The 18,178-nt window shown below is 71.0% G+C and carries 13 protein-coding genes; 9 read left to right on the top strand and 4 right to left on the bottom strand.

The annotated features are described in order from the left end of the window. The first annotated feature begins 703 nt into the window (after positions 1 to 703). The gene (locus AB0M26_RS21130; RefSeq protein WP_365263346.1) at positions 704 to 3,748 is read left to right on the top strand and encodes a glycoside hydrolase family 38 C-terminal domain-containing protein; all 3,045 of its coding nucleotides are present in this window, start codon (positions 704 to 706) and stop codon (positions 3,746 to 3,748) included. A gap of 255 nt (positions 3,749 to 4,003) precedes the next feature. Here AB0M26_RS21130 and AB0M26_RS21135 read toward each other — a convergent pair whose 3' ends face one another. Continuing rightward, entirely contained in the window at positions 4,004 to 5,002 is a 999-nt protein-coding gene (locus AB0M26_RS21135; RefSeq protein WP_365263347.1) for a TAXI family TRAP transporter solute-binding subunit, read from the bottom strand. Positions 5,003 to 5,101: 99 nt separating this feature from the next. Here AB0M26_RS21135 and miaB point away from each other — a divergent pair, with 99 nt between their 5' ends. Beyond that, on the top strand, positions 5,102 to 6,589 hold the full coding sequence (gene miaB / locus AB0M26_RS21140; RefSeq protein WP_365263348.1) for a tRNA (N6-isopentenyl adenosine(37)-C2)-methylthiotransferase MiaB: 1,488 nt from the start codon (positions 5,102 to 5,104) through the stop codon (positions 6,587 to 6,589). A 110-nt stretch (positions 6,590 to 6,699) separates the two neighbouring features. Beyond that, complete coding sequence (locus AB0M26_RS21145) at positions 6,700 to 7,413, top strand: class III extradiol dioxygenase subunit B-like domain-containing protein (protein WP_365263349.1); 714 nt, start codon at positions 6,700 to 6,702, stop codon at positions 7,411 to 7,413. Positions 7,414 to 7,514: 101 nt separating this feature from the next. Here AB0M26_RS21145 and AB0M26_RS21150 read toward each other — a convergent pair whose 3' ends face one another. Then, positions 7,515 to 7,742, bottom strand: coding sequence for an antitoxin (locus AB0M26_RS21150; RefSeq protein WP_365263350.1), 228 nt, complete (start codon positions 7,740 to 7,742; stop codon positions 7,515 to 7,517). A gap of 27 nt (positions 7,743 to 7,769) precedes the next feature. Next, a complete protein-coding gene (locus tag AB0M26_RS21155) occupies positions 7,770 to 7,985 on the bottom strand; it encodes a gliding motility protein (RefSeq protein ID WP_365263351.1) in 216 nt (71 codons plus the stop codon). 182 nt (positions 7,986 to 8,167) lie between these two features. Between AB0M26_RS21155 and miaA the strand changes: the two genes are divergently transcribed. From miaA to hflX, 6 genes are all read left to right on the top strand, one after another. Then, the gene (gene miaA / locus AB0M26_RS21160) at positions 8,168 to 9,106 is read left to right on the top strand and encodes a tRNA (adenosine(37)-N6)-dimethylallyltransferase MiaA (protein ID WP_365263352.1); all 939 of its coding nucleotides are present in this window, start codon (positions 8,168 to 8,170) and stop codon (positions 9,104 to 9,106) included. Positions 9,107 to 9,207: 101 nt separating this feature from the next. Next, positions 9,208 to 9,828, top strand: coding sequence for a hypothetical protein (locus tag AB0M26_RS21165; RefSeq protein WP_365263397.1), 621 nt, complete (start codon positions 9,208 to 9,210; stop codon positions 9,826 to 9,828). Between the two features lie 161 nt (positions 9,829 to 9,989). Next, positions 9,990 to 10,892 carry a diaminopimelate epimerase gene (gene dapF / locus AB0M26_RS21170; protein WP_365263353.1) on the top strand — a complete coding sequence of 301 codons (903 nt, stop codon included), beginning with the start codon at positions 9,990 to 9,992 and terminating at the stop codon, positions 10,890 to 10,892. 146 nt (positions 10,893 to 11,038) lie between these two features. Beyond that, positions 11,039 to 13,213: an HD domain-containing protein gene (locus AB0M26_RS21175; RefSeq protein WP_365263354.1), complete on the top strand. Its 2,175-nt coding sequence runs from the start codon at positions 11,039 to 11,041 to the stop codon at positions 13,211 to 13,213. Between the two features lie 117 nt (positions 13,214 to 13,330). Continuing rightward, positions 13,331 to 14,857, top strand: coding sequence for a M1 family metallopeptidase (locus AB0M26_RS21180; RefSeq protein WP_365263355.1), 1,527 nt, complete (start codon positions 13,331 to 13,333; stop codon positions 14,855 to 14,857). 116 nt (positions 14,858 to 14,973) lie between these two features. Continuing rightward, positions 14,974 to 16,467: a GTPase HflX gene (gene hflX / locus AB0M26_RS21185; RefSeq protein ID WP_365263356.1), complete on the top strand. Its 1,494-nt coding sequence runs from the start codon at positions 14,974 to 14,976 to the stop codon at positions 16,465 to 16,467. A 439-nt stretch (positions 16,468 to 16,906) separates the two neighbouring features. Here the strand turns inward: hflX and AB0M26_RS21190 are convergent, their stop codons facing one another. Beyond that, the gene (locus AB0M26_RS21190; protein ID WP_365263357.1) at positions 16,907 to 18,124 is read right to left on the bottom strand and encodes a hypothetical protein; all 1,218 of its coding nucleotides are present in this window, start codon (positions 18,122 to 18,124) and stop codon (positions 16,907 to 16,909) included. Positions 18,125 to 18,178 lie beyond the last annotated feature (54 nt).

Raw genomic sequence — 18,178 nt, forward strand, 5'->3', positions numbered from 1 at the left:
ACGGCGCGGCCGCGGCCCGCCACGCGGTTCACCGAGGCGACAGTGGGCACGCACGAGGCGACCGTGGACACGCGCCGGACTGCCCGGACGTGGGGCGGGACGTCGTGGCACTCCCCCGCGAAGTGCCTTGCGCACCGGCCGACTTCCCCGAGCTGGACCACGGGCTCGGCCTGCTCGCCAACGACGTGAGGGCCAGGCTCGCGGGTCCGCCATCGCCCGGACCGTGGAGGAGCGGCGGGGGGCGTGCACACCGGCCCGCGGTGCGCTCGACGGCGCTGGTGGTGGACGTGGGCGGAAGCGAGTCCGTCCCGCTGTGTTCCGTCTGCGGTCCCGGTGGGCAGGTCTTCGGGGCCTGGACGAAGCCGGTGGCCCAGGGCGCCAGCCCTGCCGTTGTGCTCGCCGTCCGGGCGCGGGATGGTGAACACCTCGGCGCCCGGGGGATCACCGAGGTCGTCACCCCGGACCAGGAGGACCGACCCGGACGCGGACCGACACCGCCCGCTCACCGCACCGCCCGCTCACCGCACCGCACCGCCACCGACCACACACCACGGGACGTCCGACGAGCCCCCGGTCCTTCGACGGCCGCCACCCGGGCCCCACTTCCACCCTCGGGCTCCAGCTTCCCCCCGGAGCCCTGGACCTCCGCCTCCCGAACGTCACGAGCCCGCCCAGCCGACCGGCAGTTACGGAGCACTCCGCTATGCACGACGACCGCAAGCTGATCGAAGCCCGGCTGGGACGCGTCCTCGAAGAGCGCATCCGCCCGGCCCTCTACCCTGCGTCCGTACCGCTGGACGTGGCCGCGTGGGTGGCCCCCGGCGAGCCGGTGCCGGTCTCCGAGGGCCTTTCTGCAGAGCACACCCCGGTGTCCGTGGGGGACCAGTGGGGTGCCCCCTGGGGCACCACCTGGTTCCGGGTCACCGGCAGAGTGCCGGAGGAGTGGGCGGGGAAGACGGTCGAGGCACTGCTGGATCTCGGCTTCGACGAGCGGATGCCGGGCTTCCAGTGCGAGGCCCTCGTCCACCTCCCCGACGGGACGCCCGTGAAGGGCCTCAACCCGCGCAACCAGTGGGTGCGCGTCGGCTCTCCCGTGACCGGTGGCGAGGGGGTGCTGTGGCACCTCGAGGCCGCGTCCAACCCCGTGGTCCTGGGCGACAACCCGTTCCGCCCGACCCACCTGGGAGAGAAGGAGACGGCCGGTACCGACCCGCTCTACCGCATCGCCCGCATGGATCTCGCGGTCTTCGACGAGGCCGTCTGGCAGCTCGTCCAGGATCTGGAGGTCCTCGGGGAGCTGATGCACGAGCTGCCGGTCGAAGGGGCCCGCCGCTGGGACCTGCTGCGCGCCATCAGCCGAGCCCTCGACGTCATCGACCTGCAGGACGTGGGCGGCACGGCTGCCGCTGCCCGCAAGCAACTCGAAGGCGTACTTGCCACCCCGGCCCAGCCGTCCGCACACCGGATCAGCGCCGTCGGCCATGCGCACATCGACTCCGCTTGGCTGTGGCCGCTGCGCGAAACCGTACGGAAGGTCGCCCGCACCGCCTCCAACATGACCGCCCTGATCGAGGACGAGCCGGACTTCGTCTTCGCCATGTCCCAGGCACAGCAGTTCGCCTGGATCAAGGAGCACCGGCCCGAGGTCTACGCGAAGGTCAAGAAGGCCGTGGCCGGCGGCCGGTTCGTGCCGGCCGGAGGCATGTGGGTGGAGTCGGACACCAACATGCCCGGGTCCGAGGCCATGGCCCGGCAGTTCGTGCACGGAAAGCGGTTCTTCATCGACGAGTTCGGCGTCGAGAACGACGAGGCCTGGCTGCCCGACACCTTCGGCTTCGCCGCCGGTCTGCCGCAGATCATCAGGGCCGCGGGGTCGAAGTGGCTGCTCACCCAGAAGATCTCCTGGAGCCGGGTCAACAAGTTCCCGCACCACACCTTCCTCTGGGAGGGCATCGACGGCACCCGGATCCTCACCCACTTCCCACCGGTCGACACCTACAACTGCTCGATGCACGGGCATGAAATCGCCCACGCCGTAAGCAACTTCAGGGACAAGGGTTCCGCGCGCCACTCCCTGGCCCCCGCCGGCTGGGGCGACGGCGGGGGCGGTACCACCCGCGAGATGGTGGCCAAAGCCGCCCGGCTGAAGGATCTCGAAGGCTCGGCGCGGGTCGCCTGGGAGCCGCCGGCCGCGTTCTTCGCCAAGGCCGAGGCCGAGTACGAGAATCCGCCAGTATGGGTCGGTGAGCTGTACCTGGAGCTGCACCGCGCGACCCTGACCAGTCAGGCGCGCACCAAGCAGGGCAACCGGCGCAGCGAGCACCTGCTGCGCGAGGCCGAACTCTGGTCGGCCACCGCCGCCGTACGGAACGGATTCCCCTACCCCTACGAGCAGTTGGACCGGATCTGGAAGACCGTGCTGCTCCATCAGTTCCACGACATCCTTCCTGGCTCGTCGATCGCGTGGGTGCACCGCGAGGCCGAGAGGATGTACGCCGCCGTCGCCGAGGAGCTGAACACGATCATCACCGAGGCCCAGCGTGCGCTCGCCGGCGACCCCGCCTCGGGCGGCGAACTCGTCTTCAACGCGGCGCCGCACACCCGCGGCGGCATCGCCGCCGGCGGCGCCGCACCGAGAACCCCCGCCCAGGGACCTGCGGCCGTCACCCCGCGGTTGAACGGCGGATACGTGCTGGACAACGGCCTCCTGCGGGTGGAGATCGACGAGCGTGGCCTCGTGCACTCCGCGTACGACCTCGCCTCCGAACGGGAGACCGTCGCCCCCGGCCAAGCGGCCAACCTGCTCCAACTCCACCCTGATTTCCCCAACATGTGGGATGCCTGGGACGTGGACGCCTTCTACCGCAACACCGTCACCGACCTCGTAAACACCGATGAGCTCACCGTCGCCGCCGAGGGCCCGGAGGCGGTCGCGGTCCGTGTGGTCCGGGCGTTCGGCGACTCGAAGGCCACTCAGATCCTCACTCTTGCGGCGGGCGAGAAGCGGCTCGACATCGACACCGAGGTCGACTGGCACGAGAGGGAGAAGTTCCTCAAAGCATCCTTCCCCGTCGACCTCCACGCCGACCGGTACGCCTCCGAAACCCAATTCGGCCACCTCTTCCGTCCGACCCACACCAACACCAGTTGGGAAGCGGCCAAGTTCGAAGCCTGCAACCACCGCTTCGTCCATCTCGAAGAGCCCGGCTGGGGCGTCGCCCTGGTCAACGACTCGACGTACGGGCACGACGTCACCCGGACGATCCGCGATGACCGGGGAACAACCACCACGGTCCGCCTCTCCCTGCTCCGCGCCCCGCGCTTCCCCGACCCCGAGACCGACCAGGGCGTGCACCGCTTCCGCTACGCGCTCGTCCCCGGCGCGGGCATCGGCGATGCGGTTCGCGAGGGCTACCGCACCAACCTCCCCGAACGCCGACTCCCCGGCGACGCCGAGGTCGCTCCGCTCGTCACCGTGGACCACGACGCCGTGGTGGTCTCCGCGGTCAAGCTGGCCGACGACGGCAGCGGCGACGTCGTCGTCCGGGCCTATGAGTCGTACGGCGGCCGCGCCGTGGCCCGGGTGACCCCCGGCTTCGCGACGACGGGCGTCGTCGCGACCGACCTCCTCGAACGCGCGCTCATGGACGCCCCCGTACCCGGCCCGCGGCTGGAGGGCGGCACGGTGACGCTCTCCCTCCGCCCCTTCGAGCTCGTCACGCTCCGCTTCTCATGCACCCAACCCTGACGACCGCCCCTTCCGCGTCCGTACGGCACGCCCCCACCTCGGCGAGTCGCACGGACCGGCAGGCTCGCAGCCCCCGACCATGGCGCCTCCGGTACGGGTCGTCCCCGCGTTCCGACCGCGCAGACGATCGCGTGCGTCGCGGAAGCGGCCCGCAAGGACGGCCATCACCGCGCGCCCCGGGCCTGGAGCGGCGAGCCCGGGAAGGGACGCGCCGAGCCCAGAAAGTGGACGGGCCGGGTGCTGGTCTCCCGGTGGTCAGGGCTTGACCGAGCGGTAGTAGCGGCGGGCGCCCTCGTGCAGCTCCAGCGGATCGGTGAATATCGCCGTCCGCAGGTCCACGAGCTGCGCCGCGTGGACCTGGCTGCCTATGCGGTCCCGGCTGCCGATGACCGTCCGGGTGATGCCCTCGGTCAGCCCGGGCTCCGCACGGTCCGTGGTCACCAGCAGATTCGCCACCGCCAAGGTCCGCACCGCTTTGCCGTTCTGCGCCTCGGGGTAGGCGTCGGCCGGCATCACCGCCGCCCGGTAGTGGCGTGCCGCATGCCCCTGGGCGTGCAGCTCGTCGACGAGATCGCCGAGTTGCACCAGCCGTATGTCGAAGTCGTCGGCGAGATGGGACACGGCCTGGGTCGGCAGCCCACCCGACCAGAAGAAGGCGTCGATCTTCCCCTGGCGCAGCAGGTCGGGCATCTTGTCGATGCCCACCTCCATGGGCTCGATGTCCTTCGCGGGGTCGAGCCCCGCCGCCTTCAGCAGGCGCCCGGTTATCAGGCTCACCCCGGAGCCCTTCTGCCCGATGGCGACCCGTTTCCCCTTGAGATCGGCCGCGTTCAGCACGCTCGAACCGGCAGGGACCACGAGCTGCATGTAGTCGTCGTAGAGTCGCGCGCACGCCCGCAGTCGTTTCGCGTCCTTGCCGCCCTTGTCGATGTACGTCGCGACCGCGTCCGCCGCGGCGATGCTGAAGCTCGCATCACCTGACACGAGCCGCTTGATGTTCTGCACCGACCCTTCACTGGATTCCAGCCGCACATCGACATCGGGGAGGTCCTTGGCCATGCTCCTCTTCAGCAGCTCGCCATAGCGCGCATAGACCCCGGTGGGCACCCCTGTGGCGAATGAGACCTTCCCCTTCGGAGGAGAGGCCTCGCCGATCGGCAGCAGCCACCACAGCAGCAGCCCGAGCGCGACGATGACCGCGACGGCGGACTCGACGGCGCGAACTCTGCCGATGCGGATATGTGGCGTTTCCATGCGGGCGATCCTGCCAGCAAGCTCGACGGAGCGGCCAGGCCTGTGGATAACCGAGGCGGGGGTGGGCCCGCGGCGCGAGCACGTACCCTGGTGGGCGAGATGAGCGCGAAGACTTACGAGGTGCGCACCTACGGGTGCCAGATGAACGTCCACGACTCCGAGCGGCTCTCCGGTCTGCTGGAGGACGCCGGTTATGTCCGTGCGCCCGAGGGCACGGGCGAGGGCGAGGCCGACGTCGTCGTCTTCAACACCTGCGCGGTGCGGGAGAACGCGGACAACCGGCTCTACGGCAACCTCGGCAGGCTGGCGCCGGTCAAGGCCGAGCGCCCCGGTATGCAGATCGCCGTCGGGGGCTGCCTCGCGCAGAAGGACCGCGACACCATTGTCAAGAAGGCGCCGTGGGTCGACGTCGTCTTCGGCACGCACAACATCGGCAAGCTGCCCGTACTGCTGGAGCGCGCCCGCATCCGGGAAGAGGCGCAGGTCGAGATCGCCGAGTCCCTCGAAGCCTTTCCGTCCACGCTCCCCACGCGCCGCGAATCCGCCTACGCGGCCTGGGTGTCCATCTCGGTCGGCTGTAACAACACCTGCACGTTCTGTATCGTCCCGGCCCTGCGCGGCAAGGAGAAGGACCGCAGGCCGGGAGACATCCTCGCCGAGGTCGAGGCCCTGGTCGACGAGGGCGTCTCCGAGATCACGCTGCTCGGTCAGAACGTCAACGCCTACGGCTCCGACATCGGCGACCGTGAGGCCTTCTCCAAGCTGCTGCGCGCCTGTGGGTCCGTCGCGGGCCTGGAGCGCGTTCGCTTCACCTCTCCCCACCCGCGCGACTTCACCGACGACGTGATCGCCGCGATGGCCGAGACGCCGAACGTCATGCCGCAGCTCCACATGCCCCTGCAGTCCGGCTCGAACGCCGTGCTCAAGGCGATGCGCCGCTCGTACCGCCAGGACCGTTACCTCGGGATCATCGAGAAGGTGCGGGCCGCGATGCCGGACGCCGCGATCACCACGGACATCATCGTGGGCTTCCCCGGCGAGACCGATGAGGACTTCGAGGAGACCCTGCACGTGGTGCGGGAGGCGCGCTTCGCGCAGGCCTTCACCTTCCAGTACTCCAAGCGCCCCGGAACCCCGGCCGCCGACATGGACGGGCAGATTCCGAAGCAGGACGTCCAGGCGCGGTACGAGCGCCTCGTCGCCCTGCAGGAGGAGATCTCCTGGGCCGAGAACAAGAAGCAGGTCGGCCGCACCTTCGAGATCCTCGTCGCCGAGGGCGAGGGGCGCAAGGACGGCGCCACGCACCGCCTCTCCGGCCGCGCCCCGGACAACCGGCTCGTCCACTTCACTCGCCCCGAGGAGCCCGTGCGCCCGGGCGACGTCGTCGAGGTCGAGATCACCTACGCCGCGCCGCACCACCTGCTGGCCGAGGGCCCGACCAGGGGCGTCCGCCAAACCCGGGCGGGCGACGCCTGGGAGCAGCGCAACGCCGCCCCTCCGACACCCCAGGGCGTCATGCTGGGCCTTCCGACCGTCGGCGCCCCGGCTCCCGCTCCCGCCCCCGCGTCGGCCTGCGGCTGCGACTGACCGCCCCGCCACCCGCCGAGCACCTGCGATCACCCGGCGGGCGCGGCGACCGGCAACAGGCGGCGCCGGGGACCGTGGGGCTCCGCCCGTCGGGCGTTAAGGTGCGGGACATGCTTGCCGCAGCCGCCGTATGCCCCGCGCCCCCTCTGCTCGTCCCCGAGGTGGCCGCCGGCGCCGCCCCGGAGCTCGATCCCCTCCGCGCCGCCTGCTCCGACGCTGTCGGCGTGCTCGCCGCAGCCCGCCCTGAACGCCTGCTCGTGGTCGGGCCTGCCGACCGGGACGGCCGCGGCCCGCACCCGCAGGGTTCAGCCGGCTCGTTCCGCGGCTACGGGGTCGACGTGGAGGTGCGGCTCGGCGCGGGCGACAGCGCCCCCGGAATGCCCGATCTGCCGCCGTCGTTCGCCGTGGCCGCCTGGCTGCTGGCGCGCGCCCACTGGGACGCCTCGCCCGTCGAAGGGCTCGGGATCGGCGCACCCCTCGCCGCCGACCGCTGCGCGGAGACCGGCCGCCAGGTGGCGGCCGGCGCCGAACGCGTCGCCCTCCTGATCATGGGGGACGGCAGCGCCTGCCGGTCCCTCAAGGCGCCCGGGTACCTCGACGAACGCGCCGCCGGGTTCGACGCCGAAGCCGCCCGTGCTCTGGCCGCGGCCGACACCGCTGCCCTGCTCGCGCTCGATGAGGAGCTGGCCCACGAGGTGCAGGCCGCAGGCCGTCCGGTATGGCAGGTGCTCGCCGGTGCGGGCGAGCGCGCGGGTCTCGAGGGCCGGCTCCTCTACGACGACGCTCCGTACGGCGTGGGCTACTTCGTCGCGACGTGGTCGTAGCGGTCCGCGCCCGTGGCGCGGGCGAGCACCTCGCCGCCGGACGCGGACGGCCGCGAAGCGCATCGCTTCGCGGCCGTGCTCCGTATAGCTCCTGTCGATGGTCAGGCGCCCTTGCCCTCGTCCTTCTGCTGCTCGGAGAGGCGATCGAGGGATTCCTTCGCCTTGTCGCGACCGGTGTCGACCTGGCTGCTGTACTTGCCCTGGGTCCTCTCGTCGGCCTTCGAGGCCGCCGTGTCCGTCCCCTTGTCGATCGTGTCCCGGTGCTGGCGTGCGGCGTCTTCGGCCTTGCCCCGGTTGAGCTTGGCCTTGACCTTGTCCATCATCCCCATGGGCCGGCCACCTTCCCTGTCGAAGGACTAGTTCCGGGCGCCCTCACCGGTCTCGCTGTCGGCGGCCTCGTCCGCGGACTGCTGCTTGGGGATCTCGACTCCCTCGGCCGTCTCCGACGGCTTCGCGACTCCTGCCGGCTCCTCGACGGCAGCCTCTGCGGTTTCCGCCGTTGGAGTGGCGGCTGCCGCCTGCTCCGTTGACGCCGAGGACGAACGACGGCGAAACCTTGCAAAAACGCCCATATCAACTCCATAGACTACTCGTGTGAGCGAGGTCCCGCGCCTTCCACGGCGTTCCATGGCGTCGCCCGGCGGCGCCGGCCCGTAAACCGGCGTGCGAAACCTCGCAACAGGAAACGACCCCGGACGCGGACCGTCACGCCACTCTTTCGAGGAGGGGCTCCGACGTTTGCAAGACTGTGCCAGTGAAAAGCGCAGCACCTGTGTCCCGGGTCATCGCCGTCGTCGGACCCACAGCAGCCGGAAAGTCCGATCTGGGCGTGGCCCTCGCCCAGCACTTCGGTGGTGAGGTCGTCAATGCCGACTCGATGCAGCTCTACCGAGGCATGGACATCGGCACCGCCAAGCTCACTTCAGCCGAACGCCAGGGTGTTCCGCATCACCTTCTCGACATTTGGGACGTGACCGAGACCGCGAGCGTCGCCGAGTACCAGCGGCTCGCCCGGACGGAGATCGACCGGCTGCTGACCGCCGGCCGTACCCCTGTCCTCGTGGGCGGCTCGGGTCTGTACGTGCGCGGGGCCATCGACGCGCTGGAGTTCCCGGGCACGGACCCTGACGTAAGGGCGCGTCTGGAGGCCGAGTTGGACGAGTGGGGCGCGGGCAACCTGCACGCCCGGCTCGCGGCCGCCGACCCCGAAGCCGGCCGCGCCATCCTGCCCAGCAACGGACGGCGCATCGTCCGCGCGCTCGAGGTCATCGAGATCACCGGGCGCCCGTTCACCGCCAACCTCCCCGGCCACGAAGCCGTCTACGACACCGTGCAGATCGGCGTCGACGTCGAACGGCCCGAACTGGATCAGCGCATCGCGCTGCGCGTGGACCGCATGTGGGACGCCGGCCTCGTCGACGAGGTGCGCTCCCTGGAGGCGGTGGGCTTGCGGGAAGGGCGTACGGCCTCACGTGCGCTCGGCTATCAGCAGGTGCTCGCGTCGCTCGCCGGGGAGTGCACCGACGAGGAGGCGCGGGCCGAGACCGTGCGCGCCACGAAGCGTTTCGCGCGCCGCCAGGACTCGTGGTTCCGCCGTGATCCGCGGGTGCACTGGCTCAGCGGGGCGGCGGACCGGCGGCAGGAACTCCTGGGGCAGGCGTTGGCGTTGGTCGAACGAGCGGTCACAGCCTGATCACGTGATGGCATCGGGACGCTCCGGGCGTCTTCCGGGTCTCCTTGCGCGTGTCATCATCGAGCTCCGATCGAGCCGCGATGTCCGTCGCGATGACCGTCGTGATGTCTGAGTTGGGAGGGCGCGTGTCGATGGAGGCCGGCCCTCGCGACAAGCCGTATCCGCCGCGCGAGGAGCAGTCGGACGACCTGGCGCAGAGCGGGCGTGCGCCGGGCGGACCAGTGCAGGACAGGCCCGGACCGGTGCAGGACGGGCCCGGACCTGTGCGGGACGAGTCCGGACCCGTACGGGACGAGCCCCGACCCGTACAGGACGGGCCGACTCCGGACGGGCTCGCCCTGGACGAGCTGACGCCTGACGGTCCCGACAGCGAGAACCAGGGCGGCGAGTCCTTCCGTGAACTGCGCCCGCCCGCCCGGCTGAGGATCTGGGAGATCGCCCCGATCGTCGGTCTCGCGGCGGCGGGTTCGCTGATGTTCGCGTTCCCGCTCGCCTTCGAATTCGGCGACGGCGGAGCCGTGGTGGCGATGCTCGGGCTGCTCATCAGCAGCTGCGCGGCAGGCTGGGGCTTGATGGCCGGCCGCCGTGCGGGCCTCACCTGGCCCGGCCTCCCGCCCCGCGGATCCGGCCGGCGCCCCGACTGGCGCATCGTCGGGCTGTACGCGCTCGTGGTGCTGACCATTGCCCTGCTCGCGATCTGGCGCGTGGCCCGGCTCCGCTGACCCCGTCTCCCCCCCCGGCCCGGTGGACGGCACCGTCCAGGGCCCCTGCCGCAAGCGTTCTCCGGCAAGCGCTGTCCGCTTCCGGCTGCCGCCAGGGCAGCCGAGTCCGCTCGCGTGGCACCGGCGGGCTCACGCTGCGCCCGGACCCGTAGGATCGAGGGGTGAGCACTGCGCAGATCCCGTTCTTCAAGGGCCACGGCACCGAGAACGACTTCGTGATCATCCCTGACCCCGACAACGCCCTGGAGCTGTCGGCTGACGCCGTTGTGCGCCTGTGCGACCGGCGAGCGGGCATCGGCGGCGACGGGCTGCTGCGGGTCGTGCGGTCCGCAGCGCACCCCGAGGCCGCGGAGATGGCCGCGGAGGCCGAGTGGTTCATGGACTACCGCAACAGCGACGGTGGGATCGCCGAGATGTGTGGCAACGGGGTCCGCGTCTTCGCCCGCTACCTGCAGCGCGCGGGGCTGGCCGACGAGGGCGATCTGGCGATCGCCACCCGCGCGGGGGTCCGGCACGTGCACATCGCGAAGCCCGGTCCTGACCCGGCGGGTACCGGGGCGAGCGGCACCATCACCGTCGAGATGGGCAAGGCGGTCCTCCCAGGGGGCGAGGTCACCGTCTCCGTGGGGGACCGGAGCTGGCCCGCCCGCCACGTCAACATGGGCAATCCGCACGCCGTCGCCTTCGTGGAGGATCTCGACGACGCGGGGGATCTGCTCACGGCCCCGCCCGTACAGCCCGCCTCCGCCTACCCGGATGGCACCAACGTGGAGTTCGTCGTCGACCGCGGCCCGGGCCATGTTGCGATGCGTGTCCATGAGCGCGGCTCGGGTGAGACCCGCTCCTGCGGTACGGGCGCCTGCGCCGTCATGGTGGCCGCCGCGCGCCGCGACGGGCTCGACCCCGCCGTTACCGGACGGCCCGTCACGTACACCGTCGACCTCCCCGGCGGCAGCCTGGTCATCTCCGAACACCCCGACGGGCGGGTCGAGATGACGGGCCCTGCCGTCCTCGTGGCCGAGGGACTCATCGAAGCCGACTGGGTCGCAAGGGCTTTCGCCTGAATCTTCGCTCGAACGGGTGGTCCGTCTCGCACGGGGCAGGACCGGTTCGGTGGTAGCCAATGGGCTCGGTAGCATCAAGCACCGGCCGGGCGTCGGGCGCAGGCCCGGGTCACCGAGCCCCGCCGGTCGACGCCGCCGGAGGAGCCATGACCGTAGAGGACCCCCGTCCAGGTCCTCCCGTCCGCAGGCGCGGCCGCCCACGTATCGAACTCCGTAGACTCGGCCGTGCCGCCCTGCTGGGGCCGGCGCCCAAGGACCGTCTGCCGGACGCGATCGAGCATGTCGCCAAGGTGCACCGCTCGCACCACCCCCGCGCGAACCTCGACCCCCTGCGCCGTGCCTACGTTCTCGCGGAGTCCTCCCACCGGGGCCAGATGCGCAAGAGCGGCGAGCCGTACATCACCCATCCGCTGGCCGTCACCCTCATTCTCGCCGAACTCGGCGCCGAGACCACGACCTTGACGGCCTCACTCCTCCACGACACCGTCGAGGACACCGATGTGACACTCCATCAGGTACGGCAGGAGTTCGGCGAGGAGGTCGGCTACCTCGTCGACGGGGTCACCAAGCTGGAGAAGGTCGACTACGGCGCCGCGGCCGAGCCCGAAACGTTCCGCAAGATGCTCGTGGCCACCGGCAACGACGTGCGCGTGATGTCCATCAAGTTGGCCGACCGACTCCACAACATGCGGACCCTCGGTGTCATGCGCCCCGAGAAACAGGCGAGGATCGCGCGGGTGACACGGGACGTCCTCATCCCGCTCGCCGAACGCCTCGGCGTGCAGGCACTCAAGACCGAGCTCGAGGACTTGGTCTTCGCCATCCTCCACCCCGAGGAGTACCAGCTCACCCGGGCCCTCCTGCTCGACCAGGCAGGCCGTCCCGACCCGCTTCCGGCGACCGCCGAGGACGTGCGGTCCGTCCTGCGCGAGGCGGGCATCGCGGCCGAAGTCCATGTCAGGCCACGCCACTTGGTGTCGGTCCACCGCGTCCACCGCAAACGTGGCGAGCTGGGCGGTGTCGACCTCGGACGGATCCTGGTACTCGTCTCCGAGGACGCCGACTGCTATGCGGTGCTGGGTGAGCTGCACACCTGCTTCACGCCGGTCATCTCGGAGTTCAAGGACTTCATCGCCGTCCCGAAGTTCAACCTCTACCAGTCCCTGCACACTGCCGTCGTCTCCCGCCCGGGCGGTGAGGTCGCCGAAGTCCTCGTCCGTACGCACCAGATGCACCGGGTGGCCGAGGCCGGAGTGATCGCTCTCGGAAACCCGTACGCCCCGACCGCCGAAGGGGAGGGCGGCGCAACGGGAGACGGCGCGCAGGACGGCGAGCGGGCGGACCCCACGCGCCCGGGCTGGCTGTCCCGGCTGCTCGCATGGCAGGAGTCGGCCCCCGACCCCGACACGTTCTGGAGCTCGCTGCGTGACGACCTCGCGCAGGACGGCGAGATCACCGTCTTCCGTGCGGGGGGCGGCGCGTTCGGCCTTCCGGCGGGCGCCAGTTGTGTGGACGCCGCGTACGTGCTGCACGGCGAGGCCGCGCACGCCTGTATCGGCGCTCGCGTCAACGGCCGCCTCGCGGCGCTGTCCACGGTGCTCGCCGACGGCGACGCCCTCCAGCTCCTCCTGGCGCCGGACGCCGCGGCGGGGCCCTCCCCGGAGTGGCTGGAGCACGCCCGTACGCCGGCGGCACGCATCGCCATCACCCGCTGGCTCGCCGCCCACCCCGATGCCCCGCTCGCCGACTCCGCCTCCCCGGCAGGGCCTGGGCAGGAGCCCGGCACCGAGCCCGGCGCCGTCGCGGAGGCGGGCGAGAAGGACCCGCGTCACACCAGAGAGGTGGCCGCCGTTGCCGACATGCCCGGCGCTACGGTGCGGCTCGCGGGCTGCTGCACGCCCGTGCCACCCGACGCGGTCACCGGTTTCGCCGTCCGGGGCGGGGCCGTCACCGTGCACCGCACGCAGTGCCCCGAGGTGGCCCGTATGCAGCTCGCGGGGCGGAACCCGGTGGCAGTGAGCTGGCGCGGACGCGGCGACGGCACCTCGGGGGACTGCCGCGTGACGCTCATCGCGGAGGCCTTAGGAAGGCCGCAGCTTCTGGCCGACCTCACGGAGGCCATTGCGCTCCAGGGCGCGGCCGTCGTCGCGGCCGCGGTGGAGCCGCCGCGCGAACAGACCGTCCGCCACACCTACACTCTCCAGCTCCCGGACGCGGCACGGCTGCCCGCCCTGATGCGCGCGATGCTCAAAGTGCCCGGCGTGTACGACGTGACGCGCGCCCAGCGGACAGTCACCGCCGCACGATGGAACAGCGTCTGACCGCTCGCACGGCCGCTCGCCTCCGGCCGACGGCGGAGCGCCGGGGACACGCTCTTTCGGGTGCGTGCGGCGCGCGGCTCCCCCGGAGGACAGGGAGGCGCTGATAGCCGTATTTGCATGATCCGATCCCCGCATCGCAGGGCACGCAGAGCGGCTTTCGCGGCCGCCGCCATGGCCACCCTCGTCGCAGCCGGGAACCCGGCACCGGCCCCCCTGGGGATCGGCGACCGGCTCTATCCGCATCTGGGGAACCCGGGCTACGACGTCCTGGCGTACGACCTCGCCTTCGACTACTCCGGCAGAAGCACCCGACCGCTGCAGGCCGTCACGTCGATCGACGCCCGTGCCACATCCTTGCTCGACGCGTTCAATCTCGACTTCGCGCGCGGCAAGGTGCGGTCCGTCGAGGTCAACGGCAAGCGCGCCCGCTTCCGCAGCGTCGGCGAGGACCTGGCCGTCACGCCGGCCGAACCCATTGCCCCGGGCGGGCGGTTGCACGTCAACGTGGCGCACACCAGCGACCCCGGCACCGGCGCCGACGGCGGGTGGGTGCGCACCCGCGACGGCCTCGCCATGGCGAGCCAGCCGGACGCTGCGCACCGCGTCTTCCCCTCCAACGACCACCCCGCCGACAAGGCGCGCTTCACCTTCCGCATCGTCGCGCCCAAGGACCTGACCGTCGTCGCGTCCGGTCTGCCGGTCTCCCGGGACCGGGGGCGTCGGGCCACCACCTGGGTGTACCGGAGCGCACACCCCATGGCGACCGAACTCGCGCAGATCTCCATCGGCCGGTCCGCGGTGCTGCGGCGCAAGGGGCCGCACGGGCTGCCCCTGCGGGACGTGGTGCCGGCCGCCGACCGGCAGCGCCTGGGGAAATGGCTCGCGAAGACGCCCGGGCAGATCTCCTGGATGGAGCGGAAGGCCGGCCGGTACCCCTTCGAGACCTACGGGGTCCTGATCGCCGACGCCCAGACCGGCTTCGAGCTGGAGACCCAGACGCTCTCGCTCTTCGAACGCGGTCTCTTCACCGATCCGCGGTTCCCCGCCCCGTATGTCGCTTCGGTGATGGTGCACGAGCTCGCCCACCAGTGGTTCGGCAACAGCGTCAGCCCCGCACAGTGGTCCGACCTCTGGCTCAGCGAGGGGCACGCCACCTGGTACGAGGCCCTGTACGCGCACGAGGTTTCCCGGGTGTCGCTGACGGAGCGCATGCGCCGCGCGTATGCACGGTCCGACGCGTGGCGTACCGAGGGCGGTCCGCCCGCCGCCCCCAAGCCGCCGTCCCCGGGCAAGAAGATCAGCATCTTCCGTCCGATCGTCTACGACGGCGGTGCCCTGGTGCTGTACGCGTTGCGGCAGCGGATCGGCACTCAGGCATTCGACCGGCTCGAACGAGCCTGGTCCAGCCGGTACCGCTACGGCAACGGCTCCACCGAGGGCTTCATCGCGCTCGCCTCGGAGATCTCGGGGCGTGATCAGTCGTCCTTCCTGCGGTCCTGGCTGTTCGGTGAGACGACGCCACCAATGCCCGGGCACCCGGATTGGAAGGCCGACCGGACAACCTCGCGCAAGGCCGCCCACGCGCCCCAGCACATGCCGCACCAGGCCGGCCGGAAGCCCGGATCGCAAGGGAAACCCGCGTGACGCCCCCGGCGCGCCGTGCGACCATTCCGGTGTCGGCACTGCGCTGCTGGGCCGGGGAATCCTCCGGGCCTCCACCGCGTTGACCCGACGAGGATTCCCATCGACGTAAGGATCAAATGACCTCCTCTTCTTCCCCTTCCCAGGACGCTCAGCGCTTCTCGACGGGCCTTCGGGCCGACGCCCTGATGGAAGAGGACGTCGCCTGGAGCCACGAGATCGACGGGGAGCGTGACGGCGACCAGTTCGACCGTTCCGACCGCGCCGCTCTGCGGCGGGTCGTGGGCCTCTCCACCGAACTCGAGGACGTCACCGAGGTCGAGTACCGGCAGCTCCGCCTGGAGCGCGTGGTGCTGGTCGGCGTCTGGACGTCCGGCACTGTGCAGGACGCCGAGAACTCGCTCTCGGAGCTGGCCGCGCTGTCCGAGACGGCGGGTGCGGTGGTGCTCGACGGTGTGATCCAGCGCCGTGACAAGCCCGACCCGGCCACGTACATCGGCTCGGGCAAGGCCCAGGAGCTGCGCGACATCGTGATCGAGACGGGGGCGGACACCGTGGTGTGCGACGGTGAGCTCACCCCGGGCCAGCTGATCCACCTCGAGGATGTCGTCAAGGTCAAGGTGGTCGACCGGACCGCCCTGATCCTGGACATCTTCGCGCAGCATGCCAAGTCCCGAGAGGGCAAGGCGCAGGTCTCGCTCGCGCAGATGCAGTACATGCTGCCGCGACTGCGCGGATGGGGTCAGTCGCTGTCCCGGCAGATGGGTGGCGGTGGCTCCGGTTCCTCGGGCGGCGGCATGGCCACCCGTGGTCCCGGTGAGACCAAGATCGAGACGGACCGTAGGCGGATCCGCGAGAAGATGGCCAGGATGCGCCGCGAGATCGCGGGGATGAAGACCGGCCGTGACATCAAGCGGCAGGAGCGCCGGCGGAACAAGATCCCCTCGGTTGCCATCGCCGGATACACCAACGCGGGCAAGTCCTCGCTGCTCAACCGTCTGACGGGAGCAGGGGTCCTGGTGGAGAACGCGCTGTTCGCCACCCTGGATCCGACGGTCCGCCGGGCCGAGACGCCCAGCGGGCGGCTCTACACGCTTGCCGACACGGTCGGGTTCGTACGCCACCTCCCGCACCACCTCGTCGAGGCGTTCCGCTCCACGATGGAGGAGGTCGGTGATGCCGACCTGATCCTTCACGTGGTGGACGGTTCGCACCCGGCCCCGGAGGAGCAGCTCGCCGCAGTGCGTGAGGTGATCCGGGACGTGGGCGCGGTCGACGTTCCCGAGATCGTGGTGATCAACAAGGCTGACGCGTCCGATCCGCTCGCTCTGCAGCGGCTGCTGCGGATGGAGCCGCGGGCTATCGCGGTGTCGGCCCGTACCGGGCAGAACATCGACGAGCTCCAGGCGCTGATCGACGCGCAGCTCCCGCGGCCTCAGGTCGAGGTCGAGGTACTCGTGCCGTACACGCAGGGCCAGCTCGTCTCGCGGGCGCATGCCGACGGTGAGGTGATCTCCGAGGAGCACACCCCGGAGGGCACCCTGCTCAAGGCGCGCGTCCATGAGGAACTGGCCGCGGAGTTCCAGCCGTTCGCCCCTGCCGGGCGTCGCTGACCGGATCTACGACGGACGGCGGTGCCGACCCCGTCTTGGTGACACGGCAGGTGTTGTACCGGGCCGCTCGCCCGCCGGACGAGCGGCCTGACGGGTCGCTGATGGTCCCAGCGTCCGCAGCCGGGCGGCAGGAACTCTGAAGTGCCAGGCCGAGGGGCCAGGCCCAGGTGTCAGGCCTGAGGTGTCAGGTCCGAAGTGCGAGGCCTGAGGTGTCAGGTCCGAAGTGCGAGGCCTGAGGTGTCAGGCCCGGTGTGCGAGGCCGCCGACGTGCCAGGCCCGAAGTACGAAGGCCCGTCCCACCTGTTCTTCGGTGGGGCGGGCCGCGTCGTGTGCCCTGTCACGTGCGCATGCCCGATGGGCCGTGTCCGGCAACGGCGGGCATCGGCCCTCTACGCCCTCCGGCGCGGGTATCCGCCCGTCGCCGGAGGGCGTGGTGCGGTTACTGTCCGGCGAACTTCCGGCTCACGGAGTCGAACATCTTCTTCGCCTCGGGCCCAAGATGCGGACCGGCCAGCCACCTGGCGGGGCGTGGGCCGATGGAGGTGTTGGACACCAGCGCGGGCTTTCCGTCGGTGCCGTTGGCGAACCAGCCACCGCCCGACGCGCCGCCGGTCATGGTGCAGCCGACGCGGTACATCGTCGGCTGCGACGAGGACAGCGAGAAACGGCCCGGCCTGTCGACGCAGGAGAACATCGTGGCACCGTCGTACGGGGGTGCCGCCGGGTAGCCCCAGGCGCCCATGCTGCTGATGTTCTTGACGGCCGGCGCGTTGAACTCGACCGACAACGCGGCTCCGACGGTCTCTTCCAGCGACTTGCCGCCGCTGCCCTTCTCCGGCTTCACATGCAGGACTGCATAGTCAAACGGAGCCCCGTTGCCACCGGTCTCCGTGCCCTCGGAGATCCACTGCTGCGACGTGGACGCCCAGTTGGCCCAGTACACGCCGTACGGCGCGACTTGCTCCCGCGGAGTGCCCTTCAGGGCTTCCGCGGGGACGCCGTTGTCGTTGAAGGACGGGACGAAGGCGATGTTGCGGTACCAGCCGCCGTTCTTGCCCGCGTGGACGCAGTGGCCCGCCGTCCAGACGAGGTTGGACTTCCCCGGGTTCGCCGGGTCCTTCACCACCGTGGCCGAGCAGACCATCGAGCCCTGAGGGCCGTCGAAGAACACCTTGCCGACCGGAGCCGCGTTGTCGTGGTACGGCGTCCGGACTCCCTTGGCCTGGACCGGCTGCGGCTCCGGGTCCGTGACGCCCTGGTCACCCGAGACATCGGCGGGAACCGACTTCTGCGGCTCCTCTGCCTCCTTCATGCGCTCAGGCTTCCACAGGTCCTCGATGACCGGGTTGATGAAGTCCCCGGCCTCGCGTAGCCAGTCGTCCCTCTTCCAGTTCCTCCACTCCCCGTTCTTCCACTTGTCCACATCGACGCCCAGCTCCTTCAGGCGCTCCTCGAAGTTGGGCAGGGAGACGTCCTGCCGGTCCTGCGAGGTTGCCGACGCGCCGGGGTTCGGGCTCGTGCCGTCCTCCGACGTGCCGCATGCTGTAGCGATGACCGCCAGAACGCCGGTCAGGGCGACTGCGGCGGCGACAGTGCCGCGGACTCGCAACACACTCCGCCCGGAGCGCCGGGAGACGGGCGGGCGTATCGATGGCATGGGCGGATCTCCCCCGTGTATTCGAACCTGCGATTGACTTGTCATGCACGCCGA

Origin of the sequence: Streptomyces sp. NPDC051776 (assembly GCF_040681345.1) — a bacterium.
In the GTDB taxonomy this organism is placed as follows: domain Bacteria; phylum Actinomycetota; class Actinomycetes; order Streptomycetales; family Streptomycetaceae; genus Streptomyces.

Coding starts and splice junctions, on each gene's coding strand:
- miaB (WP_365263348.1), top strand. CDS start 5,102: ATGAGCGCGAAGACTTACGAGGTGCGCACCTACGGGTGCCAGATGAAC.
- AB0M26_RS21130 (WP_365263346.1), top strand. CDS start 704: ATGCACGACGACCGCAAGCTGATCGAAGCCCGGCTGGGACGCGTCCTC.
- AB0M26_RS21135 (WP_365263347.1), bottom strand. CDS start 5,002: ATGGAAACGCCACATATCCGCATCGGCAGAGTTCGCGCCGTCGAGTCC.
- AB0M26_RS21150 (WP_365263350.1), bottom strand. CDS start 7,742: ATGGGGATGATGGACAAGGTCAAGGCCAAGCTCAACCGGGGCAAGGCC.
- AB0M26_RS21155 (WP_365263351.1), bottom strand. CDS start 7,985: ATGGGCGTTTTTGCAAGGTTTCGCCGTCGTTCGTCCTCGGCGTCAACG.
- AB0M26_RS21145 (WP_365263349.1), top strand. CDS start 6,700: ATGCTTGCCGCAGCCGCCGTATGCCCCGCGCCCCCTCTGCTCGTCCCC.
- hflX (WP_365263356.1), top strand. CDS start 14,974: ATGACCTCCTCTTCTTCCCCTTCCCAGGACGCTCAGCGCTTCTCGACG.
- AB0M26_RS21190 (WP_365263357.1), bottom strand. CDS start 18,124: ATGCCATCGATACGCCCGCCCGTCTCCCGGCGCTCCGGGCGGAGTGTG.
- AB0M26_RS21175 (WP_365263354.1), top strand. CDS start 11,039: ATGACCGTAGAGGACCCCCGTCCAGGTCCTCCCGTCCGCAGGCGCGGC.
- AB0M26_RS21180 (WP_365263355.1), top strand. CDS start 13,331: ATGATCCGATCCCCGCATCGCAGGGCACGCAGAGCGGCTTTCGCGGCC.